Annotated in this window: 19 protein-coding genes; 8 read left to right on the plus strand and 11 right to left on the minus strand. The window is 62.8% G+C overall.

Annotation, left to right across the window (positions count from 1 at the left end; all coding sequences use genetic code 11):
* The first annotated feature begins 51 nt into the window (after positions 1-51).
* The gene (locus tag EN824_RS05695; protein ID WP_135931968.1) at positions 52-1,053 is read left to right on the plus strand and encodes a hypothetical protein; all 1,002 of its coding nucleotides are present in this window, start codon (positions 52-54) and stop codon (positions 1,051-1,053) included.
* On the opposite strand, the gene EN824_RS05700 is transcribed toward EN824_RS05695, so the two are convergent.
* The 7 genes from EN824_RS05700 to EN824_RS05730 form a co-directional block, all read right to left on the minus strand.
* Positions 1,050-1,487: a GNAT family N-acetyltransferase gene (locus EN824_RS05700; protein WP_135921488.1), complete on the minus strand. Its 438-nt coding sequence runs from the start codon at positions 1,485-1,487 to the stop codon at positions 1,050-1,052. The two genes, EN824_RS05695 and EN824_RS05700, sit on opposite strands and share 4 nt — an antisense overlap.
* Positions 1,487-2,278: a molybdopterin-binding protein gene (locus EN824_RS05705; RefSeq protein WP_135915793.1), complete on the minus strand. Its 792-nt coding sequence runs from the start codon at positions 2,276-2,278 to the stop codon at positions 1,487-1,489. The genes EN824_RS05700 and EN824_RS05705 overlap by 1 nt, the downstream gene beginning before the upstream one ends.
* A gap of 1 nt (position 2,279) precedes the next feature.
* The gene (locus EN824_RS05710; RefSeq protein WP_135931969.1) at positions 2,280-3,161 is read right to left on the minus strand and encodes a cytochrome b/b6 domain-containing protein; all 882 of its coding nucleotides are present in this window, start codon (positions 3,159-3,161) and stop codon (positions 2,280-2,282) included.
* 97 nt (positions 3,162-3,258) lie between these two features.
* Positions 3,259-3,936 carry a DUF1345 domain-containing protein gene (locus EN824_RS05715; RefSeq protein ID WP_135928614.1) on the minus strand — a complete coding sequence of 226 codons (678 nt, stop codon included), beginning with the start codon at positions 3,934-3,936 and terminating at the stop codon, positions 3,259-3,261.
* Between the two features lie 30 nt (positions 3,937-3,966).
* Positions 3,967-4,434: a YaiI/YqxD family protein gene (locus EN824_RS05720; protein ID WP_135921492.1), complete on the minus strand. Its 468-nt coding sequence runs from the start codon at positions 4,432-4,434 to the stop codon at positions 3,967-3,969.
* A 65-nt stretch (positions 4,435-4,499) separates the two neighbouring features.
* Positions 4,500-5,069, minus strand: coding sequence for an S-(hydroxymethyl)glutathione synthase (gene gfa, locus EN824_RS05725; RefSeq protein WP_127872609.1), 570 nt, complete (start codon positions 5,067-5,069; stop codon positions 4,500-4,502).
* A 65-nt stretch (positions 5,070-5,134) separates the two neighbouring features.
* Positions 5,135-6,262, minus strand: coding sequence for an S-(hydroxymethyl)glutathione dehydrogenase/class III alcohol dehydrogenase (locus EN824_RS05730; RefSeq protein ID WP_135931970.1), 1,128 nt, complete (start codon positions 6,260-6,262; stop codon positions 5,135-5,137).
* Positions 6,263-6,505: 243 nt separating this feature from the next.
* Here EN824_RS05730 and EN824_RS05735 point away from each other — a divergent pair, with 243 nt between their 5' ends.
* The 3 genes from EN824_RS05735 to EN824_RS05745 all read left to right on the plus strand — a co-directional run bounded on the left by EN824_RS05735 (position 6,506) and on the right by EN824_RS05745 (position 13,004).
* On the plus strand, positions 6,506-8,518 hold the full coding sequence (locus EN824_RS05735) for an acetyl/propionyl/methylcrotonyl-CoA carboxylase subunit alpha (RefSeq protein WP_135931971.1): 2,013 nt from the start codon (positions 6,506-6,508) through the stop codon (positions 8,516-8,518).
* Between the two features lie 107 nt (positions 8,519-8,625).
* Positions 8,626-12,153 (plus strand): DNA polymerase III subunit alpha, encoded by a 3,528-nt coding sequence (dnaE, locus tag EN824_RS05740; protein WP_135931972.1) that lies wholly within the window; start codon positions 8,626-8,628, stop codon positions 12,151-12,153.
* Between the two features lie 47 nt (positions 12,154-12,200).
* Positions 12,201-13,004: a potassium channel family protein gene (locus EN824_RS05745; RefSeq protein WP_127281131.1), complete on the plus strand. Its 804-nt coding sequence runs from the start codon at positions 12,201-12,203 to the stop codon at positions 13,002-13,004.
* A gap of 14 nt (positions 13,005-13,018) precedes the next feature.
* Here EN824_RS05745 and EN824_RS05750 read toward each other — a convergent pair whose 3' ends face one another.
* Entirely contained in the window at positions 13,019-13,900 is an 882-nt protein-coding gene (locus EN824_RS05750) for a DMT family transporter (protein WP_135931973.1), read from the minus strand.
* Between the two features lie 184 nt (positions 13,901-14,084).
* Between EN824_RS05750 and EN824_RS05755 the strand changes: the two genes are divergently transcribed.
* The gene (locus EN824_RS05755; RefSeq protein WP_127278643.1) at positions 14,085-14,591 is read left to right on the plus strand and encodes a hypothetical protein; all 507 of its coding nucleotides are present in this window, start codon (positions 14,085-14,087) and stop codon (positions 14,589-14,591) included.
* A 6-nt stretch (positions 14,592-14,597) separates the two neighbouring features.
* On the opposite strand, the gene EN824_RS05760 is transcribed toward EN824_RS05755, so the two are convergent.
* Positions 14,598-15,926, minus strand: a complete 1,329-nt coding sequence (locus EN824_RS05760; protein WP_127278642.1) for a DNA polymerase IV — start codon at positions 15,924-15,926, stop codon at positions 14,598-14,600.
* 65 nt (positions 15,927-15,991) lie between these two features.
* On the opposite strand from EN824_RS05760, the gene EN824_RS05765 reads away from it, so the two are divergent.
* Together EN824_RS05765 and EN824_RS05770 are read left to right on the plus strand one after the other, a co-directional pair.
* Positions 15,992-16,579, plus strand: coding sequence for a GNAT family N-acetyltransferase (locus tag EN824_RS05765; RefSeq protein WP_127278641.1), 588 nt, complete (start codon positions 15,992-15,994; stop codon positions 16,577-16,579).
* A gap of 92 nt (positions 16,580-16,671) precedes the next feature.
* On the plus strand, positions 16,672-18,261 hold the full coding sequence (locus EN824_RS05770; RefSeq protein ID WP_127278644.1) for a hypothetical protein: 1,590 nt from the start codon (positions 16,672-16,674) through the stop codon (positions 18,259-18,261).
* Positions 18,262-18,297: 36 nt separating this feature from the next.
* Here the strand turns inward: EN824_RS05770 and EN824_RS05775 are convergent, their stop codons facing one another.
* Both EN824_RS05775 and EN824_RS05780 read right to left on the minus strand, forming a co-directional pair.
* On the minus strand, positions 18,298-18,960 hold the full coding sequence (locus EN824_RS05775; protein WP_127278640.1) for a hypothetical protein: 663 nt from the start codon (positions 18,958-18,960) through the stop codon (positions 18,298-18,300).
* Positions 18,957-19,256: a DUF3572 domain-containing protein gene (locus tag EN824_RS05780; protein WP_127278639.1), complete on the minus strand. Its 300-nt coding sequence runs from the start codon at positions 19,254-19,256 to the stop codon at positions 18,957-18,959. The genes EN824_RS05775 and EN824_RS05780 overlap by 4 nt, the downstream gene beginning before the upstream one ends.
* 247 nt (positions 19,257-19,503) lie before the next feature.
* Here EN824_RS05780 and EN824_RS05785 point away from each other — a divergent pair, with 247 nt between their 5' ends.
* The gene (locus EN824_RS05785) at positions 19,504-19,875 is read left to right on the plus strand and encodes a response regulator (RefSeq protein ID WP_006334976.1); all 372 of its coding nucleotides are present in this window, start codon (positions 19,504-19,506) and stop codon (positions 19,873-19,875) included.
* Position 19,876 lies beyond the last annotated feature (1 nt).

A 19,876-nucleotide genomic window follows, 5' to 3' on the forward strand; every position in this document is an offset into this window, starting at 1 on the left:
ACTCTTGATATAGCAGGCCGATGTGACGCGTTGGGCGGACGGGGACGACAGATGGGCGAATTGATCATGAGCGCTCCGGTGGCGGGGCTGACGTCGAAGAACCGGATTGCTGCGGAGGATGTCGTGATGCTGCGCCGCGACGTGTTCGCAGACGGCGTGGTGACCCGGGGCGAAGCCGGGGCCTTGTTCGCGCTCGACCAGACGGCGCGAGACAAATGCGCGGAATGGGCACCTTTCTTCGTCGAGGCGGTCACCGACTACATCGTCCACCAGGAAAAGCCCTCGGGCTATATTTCGCAGGAAAATGCCGATTGGCTGGTCCGCACGATTTCGCGCGACGGCATGGTCGACAGCCGGACCGAACTCGAATTGCTGGTCCACGTGCTGGAAGAGGCGAAATCATCGCCGAGCCGGCTTTGCGTCTACGCGCTGGAGCAAGTCGCCCACGCGGTCGTCGACGGCAAGGGACCGCTGATGCTCGGCGGTGTGCTGGTGCCCGGACTGATCGCCAAAACGGAAGTCGAGCTTCTTCGCCGTATCCTCCATGCCCATGGCGGCGACGGCAACATCGCCATCACCCGGGCCGAGGCCGAGGTGCTGTTCAGGATCAACGAGCGGACAGCCCAGGCCAACAACGATCCGTCCTGGAACGATCTGTTCGTCAAGGCGATCGCCAATTTCGTCATGTGCTCGGCCGGTTACGAGGCGCCCACCGGCGAGGTGGCGCTGCGCCACGAAACCTTCCTCGATCACGCGGGTCCGGAAATCGGCGGTTTCTTCAGCCGCATGGTCTCCGGTGGTCTTGCCGGCATCATCGGGGCCTATCGGTCACCTGACGACATAGAGACCGAGTGGGAGGCGAAGAACAGGGCCACCGAGGCGCTGGCCCGACGCGCCGAGACGATCGATGCCGGTGAAGCCGGCTGGCTGGTCGGACATATCGGGGTGAACCGGCCTCTGTACGAGAATGAGCGTGCACTGCTGACTTTGATCAAGCATGCCTCGCCGGAAATCCATCCGGCGCTGAAGCCGTTGCTCGACAAGGTTGCCTAAGCCGCGCCGGCCGCCGCTACCGTTTTACAAAGGATGATGTTGGAATGGCCTTCGGGCCATCCCGCCAGTTCGGCCATGCGCTCGAAGCCGGCCTTTTCATACAGGCCTGGTGCCTGGAAGTCGTGGCTGGCGACCCAGATCTTCTTGACGCCGCGATCGGCCGCCTCGGCGACAAAAGCGTCGAGCAATTGCCTTGCGTAGCCGCGGCCTCGGTGAGCCTCGTCAATCCACATCAATGTGAGCTCGCACGTGCCCGCCCAGGAATAGCCGGCGGCTACTCCGATCGCGTGTCCCGCATCATCACGGATGACAAAGGCCAGTTCCCGGTCGTCGTCGCGGTCCGTCATACGCCGGTTGTCGCGATGGAGACGCTCCTCGAGCGAACTCAACTCGATGGGCGATAGATCGTGCTCGGCCTCTATGCGGACGGCCATCAAATCCCGCCGTACCAGTCGTAGCCGTTGTCCTCCCAATAGCCGCCGCGGCCGCCGCCAATATTGGCAAAGCCGTCGACCAGTTCGATCTTGTAGAGATATTTCGGCATCTTGTAGCCGAGCTGGCGCTCGACACGGACGCGCAGCGGCGCGCCGTTCTCGACCGGCAGCGGCTTGCCGTTCAGGCCATAGGCAAGGATCGTCTGGGGATGGCGGGCATCGATCAGGTCGATCGTCCCGTAATATTTGATGTCGCCCGACAGGCTGCGGTCGATCGTGTCGAGGCAGTGGAACATGACATAGCGCGCCTGCGGCTTGACCACCGCCTGGTCAAGAAGCAGCGACAGCGGCGTGCCCGTCCATTTGGCGATGCAGCTCCAGCCCTCGACGCAGTCATGGCGGGTGATCTGGGTGCGGCTCGGCATGTTCATGAGCTGCTCGCGGGTGAGCGACAGCGGCTTTTCGACGAGGCCCGACACCTCCAGGCGCCAATCGGCGAAGTTGTTGGCGAGCAGGGCCTTGTATGCGTCGTCATCCGGCGCGGTGACGCCGTTCGGCCGCATTGGCTGACGGATATCGGCTTCGGTGAATTCCGGCGCCAGCGAATTGCCGCCGCCGAGCAACCGTTGTGCCCTGTGAGTGAGGCCATTGGCGTTTTCGAGGAAACTGCGCAGGCCGCTGCCGATGCTGAGCTGGCTGTCGAAGGCGTCGCAACCCGACAGCATGATGCCGGAAGCGCCGAGGCTGGCGGCGGTGAGGAATTTCCGGCGGCTGATCTCAAATTTTGCCATGTCAGGCACTCCTCTCGGATGTGTTGTTGTCAGGCGCGGGAGGATCGGTGCGGTACCAGCCGGTGATGATTGAACGCAGCTCATTGATCGGGCCGGCGGCCAGAATCATCAGGATGTGAATGATGAAGAAGGCAACCAGCAGAACCATGACGGTGAAATGAATAGTGCGCGCCGTCTGCCGCCCGCCGAGCAGATCGTTGAGGAAGGGCAGCACCGAATCCATGCTCGGCGACATGGCCAGGCCAGTGATGATCATCAGCGGCAAGAGCACGAACAGCACGCCGCCATAGGCCATTTTCTGCAATGTGTTGTATTCGCGCGTGTGGTGGAATTTGAGCCTGGCGTGATTGGCGATGTCCTGTGGCAAGCGTTTGAGGTCATCCAGGCGCGGCGCCAGATCGCGGCGGATGTGACCGTTGATCAGGCTGGCGACCAGCCAGACCAGCAAAGTCGTGGTCAGGATCCAGGCAAAGAAGAAATGGATCACACGGGCGGTGCCGAGGTCATAATAGGAGGGGATCGTCGCCCAGGATGGGAAACCGCGCGCCGTTTCGTTACCGGCAGGGCCCGACCAACCGAGGACGCCTGTCGTGTCGAAGCGGTGCCCGAAGATTTCGGTGTAACCGCGTGGACCGGCATTGGTGTTTTCGGCGCCTATGGCGAAAATGGTGTTGCTGTAGTCGAAGCCGGATTGCTTGCCGATGTAGAGCTGCGGCCGGGCATTGAAAATCTGCAGGCCGGATAGCAGCATGAAAAACAATGAGATGGCCCAGATCCAGTGCGTCAGCCGCGTCCATCGCGACTGCCGGTAGATCAATGTCTTCTCTTTTGAAGCGGGGGCACCCGGTCCAATTTCGGATTGGCTTCTGGCAACCGATTCCATCTTGTCTGGTCTCCCGGCCCTGCGGCTTGGTCTACGTGTTCATTGTCCTCCTGATACGTCGCGATCCAAACCGATGTTTCATCCGATCACGGATTTATTACGGACCGCCCAGGCTGACGGCGAGATTGACGGCCGCGGCGACGATGACGGTGTTGAAGAAGAACGACAGGACCGAGTGGACAAGCACGACACAACGCATGTGCGTCGTCGAGATGTTTGTGTCGGCCGTCTGTGCCGTCATCCCGATGACGGTCGAGAAATAGAGGAAGTCCCAACCCTCGGGGCGTTTGTCGCCCGGGAACAGCAGGCCGCCGACCGGGATTTTCTTCTTGGTTTCGGCGTCGACCGCATCGCCGTCCATCCAGTAGACATGGGCATAGTGGAGCGCCGCCATGGCATGGATGGTGAACCAGCCGAGCGGGATCGACAGCAGCGCGAAGCCGAGTTGGATCGGGTGATCCCCATCTTTCCGATTGATCAGCAGGAACAAGGAGACAACGGCAAAGGCGACGACAACGAGCGTCACCGCGAAGATGACCAGCACCGGCTGATCGGTGGCGCGTGCATTCTTGCTGAGATACTTGCCGGTGAGTTTGGGCATCTGGCTAACGACAAGAATGACGTAAGCGGCGAAAAATGCGTTGGCGCCGATCGAATAGGCGAGCGGGGCGTGCAGCAGCAACGCCACAAGCAGCGCAAACGCACCGAGACACGCCGATACCGCAAACAGCATGTGGCGCTGCATGGGTTTCTCGATCGGGGTTTCGGCGGCCATGGCGGTCTCTACCTGGATGGCGCTTTGTTGCTAGTCCGGTGTGGCGGATTTCAGCGCGCGCCGCAAGATACGGTCGAGTTCGCCGAGGAACCGCGAGCGGTCCTGCGGCGCGAAGGCGGCATTGTAGCCCTTGCTTTCGCCGGTTTCGCGCAGATGCTGCTTGAGGTCCCGCATCGCTACCGCCATGCCGATCGTTTCCGGTGTGAAGGGCCGCCCGGTCGGTCCCAGCACATGCGCGCCGAGCTCCACCGTGCGGGCAGCAAGCGGAATGTCCGCCGTCACCACGATGTCGTTAGGCTTCGCGTTCTCGACGATCCAGTCGTCGGCGGCGTCGGCGCCCTTGGACACCACGACATTGCGGATCATGGGGTCGCGGGAGGGACGCAGCCCGCCATTGGAAACGTAAGTGACGATGACGCCATGGCGTCCGGCGACCTTTTCGACCTCGGCCTTGACCGGGCAGGCATCGGCGTCGACGTAGATGGCTGGTGCGGGCATTGTCTCTCCAGAAACAAGCAGGGGCCGGAAACGCATCCGGCCCCATACCTGAATTGTCACAGTTGTCAGGCGGGCAGCGCGCCGGACTTCTTCGCCGTCCAGGTGGCGATGTAATCCATCAGGCCCGGATTGAGGCAGTCATAAGGCTCCAGCCCGATTGTCTTCAGCCGGGCCCGGATGCCGTCCATACGCTTGGGGTCGACGCCCGATTCGATGATCGACGAGACGAAGGCGGTGAAGCCCGGTGGCGACCAGCCATCCTCCTCGAAGCGCTCGGGATGGATGAAGGACAGGCCCTTGAATGGATGGTCGCGCTCGACCGGCCCGTGCATGTGGACGCCGCAGCCGGTGCAGGCATGGCGCTGGATCAGCGCAGAGGGGTCGACCACCTTGAGCTTGTCGCCGTTCTCGGTGACGGTGACGTCGCCGGTGCCGGCAACCGCCACCACCGAGAACACCGCGCCGTCAGGCTTCCAGCATTTGGTGCAGCCGCAAGCATGGTTGTGGGCGATCTGGCCCTTGACCTTCACCTTGACCGGCTTGCTGGTGCAGGCGCAGACCAGCGTGCCGCCGGCAAAGCTCGCGCTTTCCCTTGGCAGCCCATTGTCGATTTTCGGATGCAGTTTCTCCGCCATTCCATTTCCTCCCATGTTTCACCACAGAGGTCGCTGGCCGATTGGCAGGCGGCATGTGGCCGTCTTCAGTAAACCACGACACTCCGGATCGACTTGCCCTCATGCATCAGGTCGAATCCCCTGTTGATGTCCTCTAGCTTCAGCGTATGGGTGATCATCGGGTCGATCTGGATCTTGCCGTCCATGTACCAGTCGACGATCTTCGGCACGTCGGTGCGGCCACGCGCGCCGCCGAAGGCGGTGCCCATCCAGGTGCGTCCGGTGACCAGCTGGAACGGCCGTGTGGAAATCTCCTGGCCGGCGCCGGCAACGCCGATGACGACCGATTTGCCCCAGCCGCGATGCGAGGCTTCCAGTGCCTGGCGCATCACCTTGGTGTTGCCGGTGCAGTCGAACGTGTAGTCGGCGCCGCCGATCTGGTCGGCGCCGCGCTTGGTCATGTTGACCAGATGCGGAACGATGTCGCCGTCGATCTCCTTCGGATTGACGAAATGCGTCATGCCGAAGCGCTCGCCCCATTCCTTCTTGTCGTTGTTCAAATCGACGCCGATGATCATGTCGGCGCCGGCAAGGCGAAGGCCCTGGATGACGTTGAGGCCAATGCCGCCGAGGCCGAAGACCACTGATGTGGCCCCTTGCTCGACCTTGGCGGTGTTGATGACCGCACCGATGCCTGTGGTCACGCCACAGCCGATGTAGCAGATCTTGTCGAAGGGAGCGTCGGGGTTGACCTTGGCGACCGCGATCTCGGGCAGTACGGTGAAGTTGGAGAAGGTCGAGCAGCCCATATAGTGAAAGATCTTGTCCTTGCCGATCGAGAAGCGCGACGAGCCGTCGGGCATCAGGCCTTGCCCCTGGGTGGCGCGGATGGCGGTGCACAAATTGGTCTTTCGCGACAGGCAGGACGGGCACTGCCGGCATTCGGGCGTATAGAGCGGGATGACATGGTCGCCCTTCTTGACAGAGGTAACGCCCTTGCCGACATCGACCACCACGCCGGCGCCCTCATGGCCGAGGATCGCCGGGAACAGGCCTTCGGGATCGGCGCCCGACAGCGTGAACTCATCGGTGTGGCAGATGCCGGTCGCCTTGATCTCGACCAGCACCTCGCCATCGCGCGGGCCCTCAAGGTCGACCTCCATGATCTCCAGCGGCTTTCCGGCGGCGACAGCGACTGCGGCGCGGGTTTTCATCGGGCAATTCCTCCAAGGCGATTTTTGTGTCCAAGTTTTCAGGTTTTGGGCTGCTCATCAACTGTCAGATGAGACGAAATGTCGGCTTTGTTGACGCAGATAGCACACCATTCGACAACCGGCTCAGCAGGGAGCGCTATGGCGCGTCGCAGGCGCGGCTTTCATGTCGTCCATCGCGGTACTTGAGACATGGCGACATAGTCCATAGAACTAAACTGTTCGCCGGAGGGGAATTCTGCCTGCATGTTCACCAAGATCCTGATCGCCAACCGTGGCGAGATCGCCTGCCGCGTCATCAAGACGGCGCGCAAGATGGGCATTGCAACGGTCGCCGTCTACTCCGACGCCGATCGCGATGCCGTGCATGTCGAAATGGCCGATGAGGCGGTGCATATCGGGCCTTCGCCGGCCGTGCAGAGCTATCTCGTGCCGGAAAAGATCATCGCCGCCTGCAAGGCAACCGGCGCCCAGGCGGTGCATCCCGGCTACGGCTTCCTGTCCGAACGGGCCGCCTTCTGCGAAGCGCTGGAAGCGGAAGGCATCGTCTTCATCGGGCCGAAACCCAAAGCCATCAAGGCGATGGGCGACAAGATCGAATCGAAGAAATTCGCCAACGCCGCCAAGGTTTCCACCGTGCCCGGCTGGCTCGGTGTCATCGAGAATGCCGACCATGCCGAAAAGATCGCCGGCGAGATCGGCTATCCCGTCATGATCAAGGCCTCGGCCGGCGGCGGCGGCAAGGGCATGCGCATCGCCTGGGACCAGTCTGAAGTACGCGACGGGTTCGACCGGGCACGCTCCGAGGCCAAGAGTTCGTTCGGGGACGACCGGGTGTTCATCGAGAAATTCGTCGTCGATCCGCGCCATATCGAGATCCAGGTGCTGGCCGACGCGCATGGCAACGCCCTCTATCTCGGCGAGCGCGAATGCTCGATCCAGCGGCGCAACCAGAAGGTCGCCGAGGAGGCGCCATCGCCCTTCCTCGATGCCAAGACGCGCAAGGCCATGGGCGAACAGTCGGTGGCGCTGGCCAGGGCCGTCGACTACCAGAGCGCCGGCACCGTCGAGTTCATCGTCGACAAGGACAAGAACTTCTATTTCCTTGAAATGAATACACGATTGCAGGTCGAGCACCCCGTGACGGAGCTGGTCACCGGCATCGATCTGGTCGAGCAGATGATCCGCGTCGCCGCCGGCGAAAAGCTGACCTTGAAGCAGGGCGACATCAAGCTGAACGGCTGGGCGGTGGAAAGCCGGCTCTATGCCGAGGATCCCTATCGCAATTTTCTGCCATCGATCGGCCGGCTGACCCGCTATCGGCCGCCGGAGGAGGGGCAGTTCGGCGATGTCGTCATCCGCAACGACACCGGCGTCACCGAAGGCTCGGAGATTTCGATGTTCTACGACCCGATGCTCGCCAAGCTGTGTACCTGGGCACCGACCCGGCTCGAGGCAATCGATGCCATGTCGGAAGCGCTCGACAGCTTTGTGGTCGACGGCATCGAGCACAACATTCCGTTCCTGGCGGCACTCATGCAGCATCCGCGCTGGCGGGAAGGGGCGATATCGACCGGTTTCATAGCTGAGGAATATCCCGACGGTTTTGCCCCCGTCGTGCCGAACAGCGAGGAAAAGGCCGTGCTGGCGTCGATCGCCACCGCGGTGGAACTGCTGCGCCGCGACCGTCTCGACCGGCTGGGCGGGCGGCTGGCGCCGCATTCGGGAGCGCTCAAGCGCGATTGGGTGGTGAAGATCGGCGAAGACTATCTCCAGGCGTCAGTCCTCGAAGGGATGATTTCGATCCCGATGGAGATCGACCTGTCGATCGACGGAGGCAAGACGCTGACCGTCTCATCCGACTGGCGACCCGGCGACCTGATCTGGCGCGGTACGGTCGGCAAGCACAGGGTCGCCGCCCAGATCCGGCCAGTCGCCAATGGCCTGCGCATCGCCTGGAAAGGCATGTCTGTGACGGCGCGCGCCATGCTGCCGCGCACCGCCGAGCTTGAACCGCTAATGCCGGAAAAGGTGGCGCCGGACACGTCGAAACTGCTGCTCTGCCCGATGCCCGGCCTTGTGGTGTCGATTGCCGTTGCCGAGGGCCAGGAGGTCAAGGCCGGCGAGACCTTGGCCGTGGTCGAGGCCATGAAGATGGAAAACGTTCTGCGCGCCGAGCGCGATCTTGTCGTGTCGAAACTCAACGCCAAGCCGGGCGACAGCCTGGCGGTCGATGCGGTGATCATGGAATTCGCGTGAGCGGGCTGGAAGCCTGTGGTCAGTAGTCGTTTGTGCTGGACTGGTATCGCCCGGTCCCGGACAATACATTCTCATCGACTCAAAGACCTTCGGCAGCGCGACAAACCATGGCGGATGACAGACTTCCACGCGACCCCCTGAAGCGCGAAGCCGCGATTGCTGCCGCGCGGCCGGAGATGCCGGCGCGGCCGTTCGTCCATCTGCGCGTCCACTCGGCCTATTCGCTGCTGGAAGGCGCGCTGCAACTCGGCAAGATCGTCGGCCATGCCGTCAAGGACGAAGCGCCGGCCATCGCCGTTACGGACACCAACAATCTGTTCGGCGCGCTGGAGTTCTCGCAGAAGGCGGTGAAGGACGGCATCCAGCCGATCATTGGCTGCCAGATCGCTCTCGCCTTCTCCGGCGAAAACAGCGATGGCCAGCGCGACCGCCGCCGGCAAGGTCCCGACATGCGGCCGGTCGTGCTGATCGCGGCCACCGAAGCCGGCTATTCCAATCTGGTCCGGCTGGTCAGCCGCGTATACCTCGAAACACCGCCCGGCGAAGCGGTGCACCTGACCACCGAAATGATGGACGGCCAATGTGACGGCCTGATTTGCCTCAGTGGCGGGCCGCGCGGTCCGATCGGCATAGCCCTGAAGGAAGATCGCCGGGATCTCGCCGAGGCGCGCCTGCTCACGCTCAAGGCGATGTTCGGCGACCGCCTCTATGTCGAACTGGACCGGGTTTCGGGTTATGATCGCATGATCGAGAAATCCTCGATCGATCTCGCCTATTCCCATGAATTGCCGCTGGTCGCCACCAACGAGGCCTTCTTCTCGTCGCGCGACGAGTATGAGGCGCACGATGCGTTGATCGCCATCGCCGAAGGTTCGGTCGTCGCCGTCGACACCCGCCGCCGGCTATCGCCGGACAATTTTCTGCGCAGCCAGGCCGACATGGCGAAATTGTTCGCCGACCTGCCGGAAGCGATCGACAACACGGTCGAGATCGCGTTGCGCTGCTCCTACTATCCGAAAACCCGTAGCCCGATCCTGCCGCGTTTCACGGGCGGCGATGCCTCCGACAAGGACGCCGCCGAAAAGGCCGAGGCCGAGGAACTGGCCCGCCAGGCGCGCCAAGGGCTCGATGCCCGGCTTGCCCTGCACGGACCGACACCGGGCTACACGGTCGAGCAATATCGTGAGCGGCTCGAATTCGAGCTTGGCATCATCGAGAAGATGAAATTCCCCGGCTATTTCCTGATCGTCGCCGACTTCATCAAATGGGCCAAGGCACAAGGCATTCCGGTCGGGCCGGGGCGTGGTTCGGGTGCCGGTTCGCTGGTCGCCTATTCGACGACCATCACCGACATCGATCCGCTGCGTTTCTCACTGCTGTTCGAACGCTTCCTCAATCCGGACCGCGTGTCGATGCCCGATTTCGACATCGACTTCTGCCAGGATCGCCGCGAGGAGGTGATCCGCTACGTCCAGCAGAAATACGGCCGCGACCAGGTCGGCCAGATCATCACCTTCGGTACGCTGCAGGCGCGCGCGGTGCTGCGCGACGTCGGCCGTGTTCTGCAGATGCCCTATGGCCAGGTCGACAAGCTCTCAAAAATGGTGCCTCAGAACCCGGCCAATCCGGTCAAGCTCGCCGATGCCATCGCCAACGAGCCACGCTTTGCCGAGGAGGCCGAGAAGGAGCCGATCGTCCAGACGCTGCTCGACATGGCGCAGAAGCTGGAAGGCCTCTACCGCCATGCCTCAACGCATGCCGCCGGCATCGTCATCGGCGACCGACCATTGTCGGAACTGGTGCCGATGTACCGCGATCCGCGCTCGGACATGCCTGTCACCCAGTTCAACATGAAATATGTCGAGCAGGCCGGGCTGGTGAAGTTCGACTTCCTCGGCCTGAAGACGCTGACGGTGCTGGAGACGGCCGTAAAGCTGATCCGTCGCCGCGGCATCGACATCGACCTGGCGACCATCCCGCTTGACGATCCCGAGACCTACGCCATGCTCTCGCGCGGCGAGGTGGTTGGCGTGTTCCAGGTGGAAAGTGCCGGCATGCGCAAGGCACTGATCGGCATGCGGCCCGACTGTATCGAGGACATCATCGCGCTGGTCGCGCTCTATCGGCCGGGCCCGATGGAAAACATCCCGACCTACAACGCCAGAAAGCATGGCGAGGAAGAGATGGCCTCGATCCATCCCAAGATCGACCATCTGGTAAAGGAGACGCAAGGCGTCATCGTCTACCAGGAACAGGTGATGCAGATCGCGCAGGAGCTGTCCGGCTATTCGCTCGGCGAAGCCGACCTTCTGCGCCGCGCCATGGGCAAGAAGATCCGCGCCGAGATGGACAAGCAGCGCGAGCGCTTTGTCTCCGGCGCGGTCGAGCGCGGCGTCGCCAAGCCGCAAGCCGACTTCATTTTCGACCTGCTGGCCAAGTTCGCCGACTATGGTTTCAACAAGTCGCACGCCGCCGCCTACGCCGTCGTCTCGTACCAGACCGCCTATCTCAAGGCGCATTATCCGGTCGAGTTCCTGGCGGCGTCGATGACGCTCGACATGGGCAACACCGACAAGCTGGCCGACTTCCGCCAGGATGCGCTGCGCCTCGGCATAGAGGTCCTGGCGCCGTCGGTGATGACCAGCTTCCGTGCCTTCGAGGTCGGCGAGAACCGCATCTATTACTCGATGGCTGCCCTCAAGGGTGTCGGCGACGCCGCGGTGGAGCACATCGTCGCCGTTCGCGGCGAAAAGCCGTTCAAGAGCCTGGCCGATTTCTGCGAGAGGGTCGACCCGAAGATCGTCGGCAAGCGGGTTTTCGAAAGCCTGATCATGGCCGGCGCGCTCGACTGCTTCGGCCACGATCGGGCCCAGATGTTGGCTGGCGTCGAGCGGATGATGGGACTGGCGTCACTTGCCCAGCAGAACGCCGTTTCCGGCCAAGCCGATATTTTCGGCGCCTCGCTCGGCGCCCAGTCGCAGGCGCTCAACCTGCCGGCGACCGATCCGTGGCTCGCCGCCGACCGCCTGCACCGCGAATTCCAGGTCGTCGGCTTCTATCTCTCGGCGCATCCGCTCGACGAGTACAAGGCGGCGCTGCAGAAGATGCGGGTGCAGAACTGGGCGGAGTTCTCCGCTGCCGTCAAGCGCGGCGCTTCCGCCGGCCGGCTGGCCGGCACCGTTACCAGCAAGCAGGAGCGCAAGACGCGCACCGGCAACAAGATGGGCGTGGTGGCCTTTTCCGACACCTCCGGCCAGTACGAGGCCGTGTTGTTTTCAGAAGGATTGGCCCAGTACCGCGATCTCCTCGAAGCCGGCCGCTCCGTTGTCATCACCGTCGCGGCGGAAGACAGGCCCGAGGGTGTCAACCTGCGCATCAACTCCGTCCAATCGCTGGAAGACGAAGCAAGCCGCATCCAGAAGGCGCTGCGCATTTTCGTCCGGAACGATGGGCCTGCCTCGATGATCCAATCCCAGCTCACCCAGCGCGGTGAAAGCCAGGTGAGCATCATCGTGATCAAGGAAGAGGCGCAGGGCGAGGTCGAGATTGCCTTGCAGGGCGGCTATCGCGTCTCGCCGCAGATCGCCTCGGCGATGCGCGCGGTGCCGGGCGTGGTCGAAGTGGAACTGGTGTGATCTGCGCGCTTGCCAGAAAGCCTCCGCTGCGCACGCTCGCGATCCGGATGAGGGGCGCCGACAGCAAGGCATTTCGGGGGCTCTCTGCGACGGCGCGTCTGCGCGACATGCTGCGCAGGCTCTATCATGGGCGCTCGCCCGCCGCGTTCCGGTTCCAACTGGTGGCTGTCATCATCGACCTCGCCATCATCGCCTTCTTCATCGCCACGCCGGTCATCCAGCAGTCGGCCTCGTTTCTGTGGCTGGACTATGCCGTGGCGGCCCTCGTCGCCGCCGATCTGGGCGCCAGGCTGCTGGCCTCAAACGACATGCTGCGCCTGATGAAGCAGCCGACCTTCTGGGTGGATGCCTTCATCCTTCTGACGTTGCTGATGCCGACGGCGCTCGCAAATCTAGGCTTTCTGCGCATTCTGCGGCTGTGGTCGCTATCGCGCAGCGGTTCGATCTGGCGGCATTTCGAGATGCGCGGCCTGAGACCCTGGCGCGAGGCAAGCCACGCGGTCATCAACCTTGTGACCTTTCTCTTTGTCATCACGGGCTTCGTCTACACGTTTTTCTTCCGCAACGGAGCCGGGCTGGAAAACTACATCGACGCGCTTTACTTCACCGTCGCGACCGTGACGACGACCGGCTTCGGCGACATCGTGCTGCCGGGTATCGCCGGCAAGCTGACGGCGATCGTCACCATGATCATCGGCATATCGCTGTTCGTCAGGCTGGCGCAGGCGATTTTCCGGCCCGCGAAAGTGTTCTTTCCCTGTCCGCAATGCGGGCTGCAGCGGCATGAGCCGGACGCCGTGCACTGCAAGGCCTGCGGTCACGTTCTCAACATACCGAACGATGGCGACTGACCGGCGGCGGTGGTTTAAGAAGCGGCCACTTCCGCCGGCCTTGCCGGTTTCCGCTGAAGATTGAGCAGGTTGCCCATCAGGATGAGCAGTGCGCCGCCGGCGGTGAAAGCGTCGATCTGCTCGCTGTAAAGCAGCCAGCCGATCAGCGCCGACAACGGCACGCGCAGGAAATCCATCGGCGAAATGACGGTGGCGTCGGCATAGCCAAGCGCGCGGGCCATGCAGAAGTGGGACGACATACCGGCGAAGGCGATCAGCACGATCCACGGCCACAGTTCCAGTGGCGGGTTGCGCCACTCGTAAAGGGCTGGAACGAGGCCGACCACCGACTGGATGATCAGCATCCAGAAGATGATGCTTACGACGCTGTCCGTCCGCGTCAGCGACTTGACCATGACCACCGAGATGCCGAAGCAGACCGCGGCGCCGAGCACGACGAGATGGCCCGGATCGACCGAGCCCACGCCGGGCCGAACGATGACCACCACGCCGATCAGGCCCAGCACGATCGCGGCAAGCTTTGGCCGGGACAGCCTTTCACCAAGAAAAGTCACCGCCAGGATAGCCGTCCAGATCGGTGTGGTGAATTCGATCGAGATCAGCACGGCCAGTGGAATCAAGGTCAATGCGTAGAGCCATGCCGCCTGCCCGGTATAGTGGATGACGTTTCGGGCGACATGGGCGAGGGGACGTTGCGTGCGCATCGCCGCAAACCCGCCGCTCGCAAACACCAGCGGCAAGAGGATAAAGAAGCCGATCACCGAGCGCAGTTCCAGCACCTGGAAGACGTTGAGTTCGGCCGTGGTGGCGCGGCCGGCGACGGACATCGCCAGGAACGACGTGATCGACAGCGCCATCCAGAACGCTGCCTTGGGGATCGAAGGGGTGGGTGCCATGTCCGCTATGTCGCAAGCCGGGGTTTTTGCCGCAACCACTAGCCGCCCCATTTGACTGGGCCAGAGACTTTGCGCGCTGTTGCAAAACAGTCTTGTCGGAACCTGACATGGCAAGGTGCGTTGAGTCGCGGTATCCGCCTGAGCATCGCCGATTGCCCTTCCACCCGTCACAAGGAGACCTTCGATGACATCACTCACGCGGTTTGCGCTTGCTGGAGGCCTGCTCGTCGCGGCCACTGCCGCGCATGCCGACGACAGCAAATTTCTCCAGTCCTTCCAGGGCAATTTCGCCGGCAAGGGGACCGTTCAGGTGACGACCCAAGCCCCGACGGTCAGCGTTTCCTGCACGTTCAAATCGGGTGCGACATCGTCCTCGCTGTCGCTCGACGGCAACTGCCGCGGCCTGATCCTGGTGACACGCGCCATCAGCGCCCGTCTGAAGACCAGCGGCGCCAAATACAGCGGCGTCTATGTGGGGTCGCGCACCGGACCGGCGCAGCTGAACGGAAGCCGTTCCGGCAATGCCATAAACCTCGCCATCCGCTGGGCCAAGGAGGTCAATGGCGACCGCACCGCGCAGCTTACCGTACAGAAAAACGGGGCGGACGGGATTGTCTTGACCGTGGTCGACCGTGATCCCAAGACCGGCAAGAGCGTCGTGACCAGCCGCATCGATCTTCGACGCAGCTGATCGGGTTCAATCTTCAAGCGGCTCCGGCGGATGGGCGTCCCGGCCCTTGCCGAAGGTGTAGCCGGTTTGGACCGCCTTGCGCCCGAACTTGTCGCGCAACGCATCGATGGCACCTTCGGCCATGGCGCGCTTGCGCGACTGGACATCGACCAGATCCGGCGGGTCGGCCTTGTCGTCATCCGAAAGGTCGCTGACGCCGATGCCAAGCAATCGAAATTTTGTCCCGTCCGTCTCCTTGCGAAGAAGTTCCACGCCGGTCGAAAAGATGCGGTCCGCGAGCCGGGTCGGGTCGCCAAGCTGACGGTTGCGCGTGCGCAGCTTGAAATCCTGGGTCTTCAGCTTCAGCACCACGGTGCGACCCGCAATGCCTGACTTCTTCAGCCGCGCCGACACTTTTTCCGAAAGGCCCCTCAGCACCGAGACCAGCTCGTCCAGCGAGGCGATGTCGGTGTCGAAAGTAGTTTCGGCCGATACGCTCTTGGCATCCTGGTCGGGGTCGACGCGGCGGACATCCTCACCGCGCGAAAGCCGGTAGAGCCGTTCGCCCATCACCCCGTAGCGACGCATCAGGTCGCCACGCTCCATCTTCTGGAGCTGGCCGATGGTGCGGATGCCATCCTGTTCCAACGTGGCGTTGAACGCCTTGCCGACGCCCCAGATCATGGTCACCGGCTGCGTTGCCAGAAAGCCGACCGCCTCGGCCTCGCCAATGACCGAAAAGCCGCGCGGCTTGCGGAAGTCCGATGCAATCTTGGCGAGGAACTTGCAATAGGACAGGCCGGCCGACACGGTGATGCCGATCTCCTTCTCCACGGCCAGCGCGAAGCGCGCCAGCACCACCGCCGGCGGCAGGCCGTGCAGCCGCTCGGTGCCGGCGAGATCGAGGAATGCCTCATCGATCGACAGTGGCTCGACCAGGGGCGTCAACGCCTGCATCATGGCGCGCACCTCGCGGCCGACGGCCACGTATTTTTCCATGTTGGGCGCGATCACGACCGCCTCGGGGCAGGCCTCGAGCGCCTTGAACATCGGCATGGCGGAACGCACGCCGCGAATGCGCGCTATATAGCAGGCGGTGGAGACGACCCCGCGCTTGCCGCCGCCGATGATCAGCGGCTTGTCCTTGAGCGCGGGATTGTCGCGCTTTTCGATCGCCGCGTAGAAGGCATCGCAATCGATATGGGCGAGGTGCAGCCGGTAAAGCTCGGGATGGCGGGCAAGGCGAGGGCTGCCGCAGCGTTCGCAGCGGCGCGTTTCGCCACGCTGAAACGTCAGGCAGTCACGACAAAAACCGTGATCGGGATTGTTGACAGGAGCCGCCATCACTGCGAACATAAAGAGAACAAATGCAATGGTACGACAGCGCAGGGCCAGCGACAAGCCTGGCCTGGGGAGAACGCATGAGCACGACCATAGTGCCGCTGGCGCCAGAGCTCTGGCCTGATTTCGAGGACCTTTTCGGCAAGCAGGGCGCCTGCTACGGCTGCTGGTGCACGCATTTCCGGCTGGCGCCGGCGGCGCGGCGCGAGAGCAGCCGCGAACGCAACAAGGATCACATCAAGGCGCGCATCGAGGCCGGCCCGCCGCCCGGGCTGCTGGCCTTCGAGGACGGCAAGGCGGTTGGCTGGATGCAGATCGGGCCACGCGCCGACGTGCCCGAATGGAACAACAAGGGCAGGGGGTCGGCGCCGATCGATCCCGCCGACGCTTCCGATCCGGCCGTTTGGGCGATCTCCTGCTTTTTCATCCGCGCCAAGGCGCGCGGCAGGGGCATCACGCACCGCCTCGTCGAAGGCGGCATCGATTTCGCCCGCAGGAACGGGGCACGGCTTGTCGAGGCCTGCCCGATAGACCTGTCCCGCGATTCGCGCTCGATCGGCCTGTTCGTCGGCTCGTCTGGGGTGTTCGAGAAGGCCGGGTTCGAGAGGCTTGTGGAGCGCAAGGCCGGTCGGCCGCTGATGCGGCTGACGTTGAAGCCGATTGCCTGACTGTCATCGTCTTGCAGTCGGGATGGTATTTCCCTACCAGAGATGCGAAACGATTTTTGCCTTCGACCGAACGGAGAATTCCCGTGAACCCTATGTTGCCAATTGCGTTTACCGCGCTTCTGCTCAGCGCACCTGCTTTCGGCCAGACCGTCGACAGCCAGGGCGCCAAGCAATTGTCCGATGACCTGTCGCGCTATGTCGGCAAACAGGCGCTCGACAAGGGTATCCTGAAGGTTTCGGCCGAAGGCGACGCCTACAAGATCGTGTTTGATTTCAAGGCGCTTGCCGCGACCTTCCCCGACCAGAAGATGGTGAAATTCGACTTTGCGCCCTACGCCCTGCTGGTCAAGCCGCGCAGCGACGGGTCCTGGGATGTCTCGATGGACTTTTCGCAGAGCGCCTCATTCGAGTTCAACGGTCCCGAGGGAAAGCAGAGCACGCGGTTTTCGATCAAGGACGGCAAGGGCAGCGGCGTCTACGACCCCAAGCTGGCGGCGTTCAGCAGCGCCACCAGTTCGATTGCCGGGATGACGATGTCGTCGCAGGACGCCAAGCAGCAGATGGATGCGAGCGCCGGTGCCGGCACCGCGACCCTGTCCGCGGCCAAGGCAGCCAATGGCGGCGTCGATTTCACGACGACGCAAAAGATTGCGAACTTCGTCGAAGCGATAAAATTCAATGATCCCGAGAGCGGGTTGAATTTTCCCGTTACCGTGAAGTCGCCGGAATTGTCGGTGGAGGCCAGCGGCAAGGGCGTCGAGACCAAGCCGCTGCTCGATCTCCTGGCGTTTGCCGTGGCCAATGAGGACGAGAAGACGCTGAAGGCAAACCAGGCGCAGCTCAAGTCGCTTCTGCTCGCCGCGCTTCCGGTGTGGGAGCGTATCGACGGGACCTATGGCTTCAAGGATTTTGCGGTCGACAGCCCGATCGGCACGTTCGGAGCGACCCAGCTCGGCATAGCGTTCGGCTCCGACGGCGTCGCCCAGAATGGCAAGATCAGCTATGGCATCAAGGCTTCGGGGCTGACCGTGCCGCAGCAGCTCTTGCCGAGCTGGAGCGTGGCACTGCTGCCCACCGATATCGACCTGAACTTCGGCGGCGCCAGCATCGATCTCGACAGTATGGCGAAGAAGGCGATCGAAGCCTTTGATCTCAATCAGGATCCGCCACTGCCGGCCGAGTTTGGCGACCAGCTCAAGGCCGACTTCCTGGCCAAGACTCCGAAGGTCGTCATCGGCCACAGCACCGTGAAGAACAAGGACATGGAGATCGCGCTCGAAGGCGAGATGACGACCTTCGGCCAGAAGCCCGATGCAAATCTGACCGTCGATGTCGCCGGTTTCGACAAGATCATGGAGCACCTGCAGGAAGCGGCGAAGGCGGAGCCGGAGGTCGGGCAGTACGTGCCTGTCGCTCTCATGGCGAAGGGTTTTGCCAAGACGCTGCCGGACGGCAAGCTGGAATGGGCTATCAACACCAAGGCCGACGGTTCGGTCACTGTCAACGGCGTCATGCTGAAGCCGGCCGATCCGGCGGTGGATGACAGTGTCGATGATGGTGGCGGCGCGGACGATGAGAGCGGCGATGACAATGGCGGTGGCGCTAACGGCGGTAGCGCTAACGAAGGCAGCAATAGCGGCGGCACCGATAATGGCGGAGCAGGGGCCAAGCTGAACCCTTGAGGGGGTAGCCCTCCAGCAATTCCCCCCGGAATTGCGTCAAAGCGCCTGTAGTCCCAGAGCGCTCGCGATCTTCGGCGCGGCTTCGTGCCAGTCCTGGACGACGATGACATCGTCCGAGACCGGGGGCAGGAACGCGCGCAGCGAATTGTCGGCCATCAGGTGGAAAAGATTTGAGTCGGCGACCGATTCCCGCACCGACGCCAGATTGTGCGGCTGATCATCGACGAAGACCACGGGCCGCCCGGTCTTGCCGCGCAGCCTGGCCACCGCCGGGCCCTTGGCCATCTCGGTGGTCAGCAGCGGATAGGCTAGTCCCAGCGCATCGAGATGGGCGCGGCGCGCGGCGCGATGCCTGTGCGGCATGGCCGTCAGCAATATGATTTCCGCGCGACCTCCAAGTCCCGTCAGGGCCTCCGCGGCGCCATCGGTGATGCTTTGCCAATCAGCTTGCGCGTCGAAGAAATCGCCCAGGAGTGCCGTGACTTCGGGTTGTTCGATCAGGCGGCCGCTGGCCGTTTCGGCAATGTTGCCGGTCAGCCGGAAGGAAGCCAGTGTCAGGCCATAGCCGCGTGCCTTGAGGAAATACGGAAACGGGCGGATGAATTCGAGCACCACATCGTCGACGTCGAGCACCAGCAGCGGCCGGTCGTCGGCCGCAAGTTCCTCGATCTGGCGCGCGGTTTCGGGATCATCGCTCATGTGGAACGCTCGTGATTGTCGTCGCCGAGCGGCAAGGCGCGCAGCGCCTTGCCGACTGCCGCCGGCGGGGTGCCGGTTTCCTCCGCAAAACGCATCAAGGTCGGCTCGTGGGCGAGAATGAACTGCAGGACGCCGGCCAGGAAACCCGGCTCGCCTGCCGCCCGGCGGATCGAATGCGCCTCTATTCCCGTGATCGCCAGAAAGCGCGGTAGAAGCTCGGGATCGGCGGCAACGAAGCCCAATGCCTTCACGGCAATGTTTTCCGCCTCTTCGCGCATTGACGCTGCGTTTGCCATCACTACCTTCGGTGTGTGGAATGAGTCTCTCCCGCAGTAATGGCAAGAGTTGCTTGCGGCAAGCCATTAGAGTGTGGCGCGCCTATTGGACGCGCAGGGAGTCGAGGCGGAATTCGTGCTGCTTTGCAGGCCGCGGGTTTCCGTTTCGTCAATCATATTGCCGTATAGTGAAGCAGGGTTTGGTGCGTTCAAGGAAAGAGCGCATGACGGTCACCTCCGGGCGGAGGACGGTCGGGACGGGATGTCGATGCCTAAGAAGGTCATGATCGTCGAGGACAACGAGCTCAATATGAAGCTCTTTCGGGACCTCATCGAAGCTAGCGGTTACGAGACGGTGCGAACCCGCAACGGTCTCGAGGCGCTCGACCTGGCGCGCCAACACCGGCCGGACCTTATCCTGATGGATATCCAACTGCCCGAAGTGTCGGGGCTGGAAGTGACCAAATGGCTGAAGGAGGACGATGATTTGCACGTTATCCCGGTCATTGCCGTGACTGCCTTCGCGATGAAAGGCGATGAGGAGCGCATCCGCCAGGGTGGCTGCGAGGCCTATATTTCGAAGCCGATCTCGGTGCCGCGCTTCATCGAAACCATCAAATCCTATCTGGGCGATGCCTGAT

The organism is Mesorhizobium sp. M8A.F.Ca.ET.181.01.1.1 (assembly GCF_004792025.1).
In the GTDB taxonomy this organism is placed as follows: Bacteria; Pseudomonadota; Alphaproteobacteria; order Rhizobiales; family Rhizobiaceae; genus Mesorhizobium.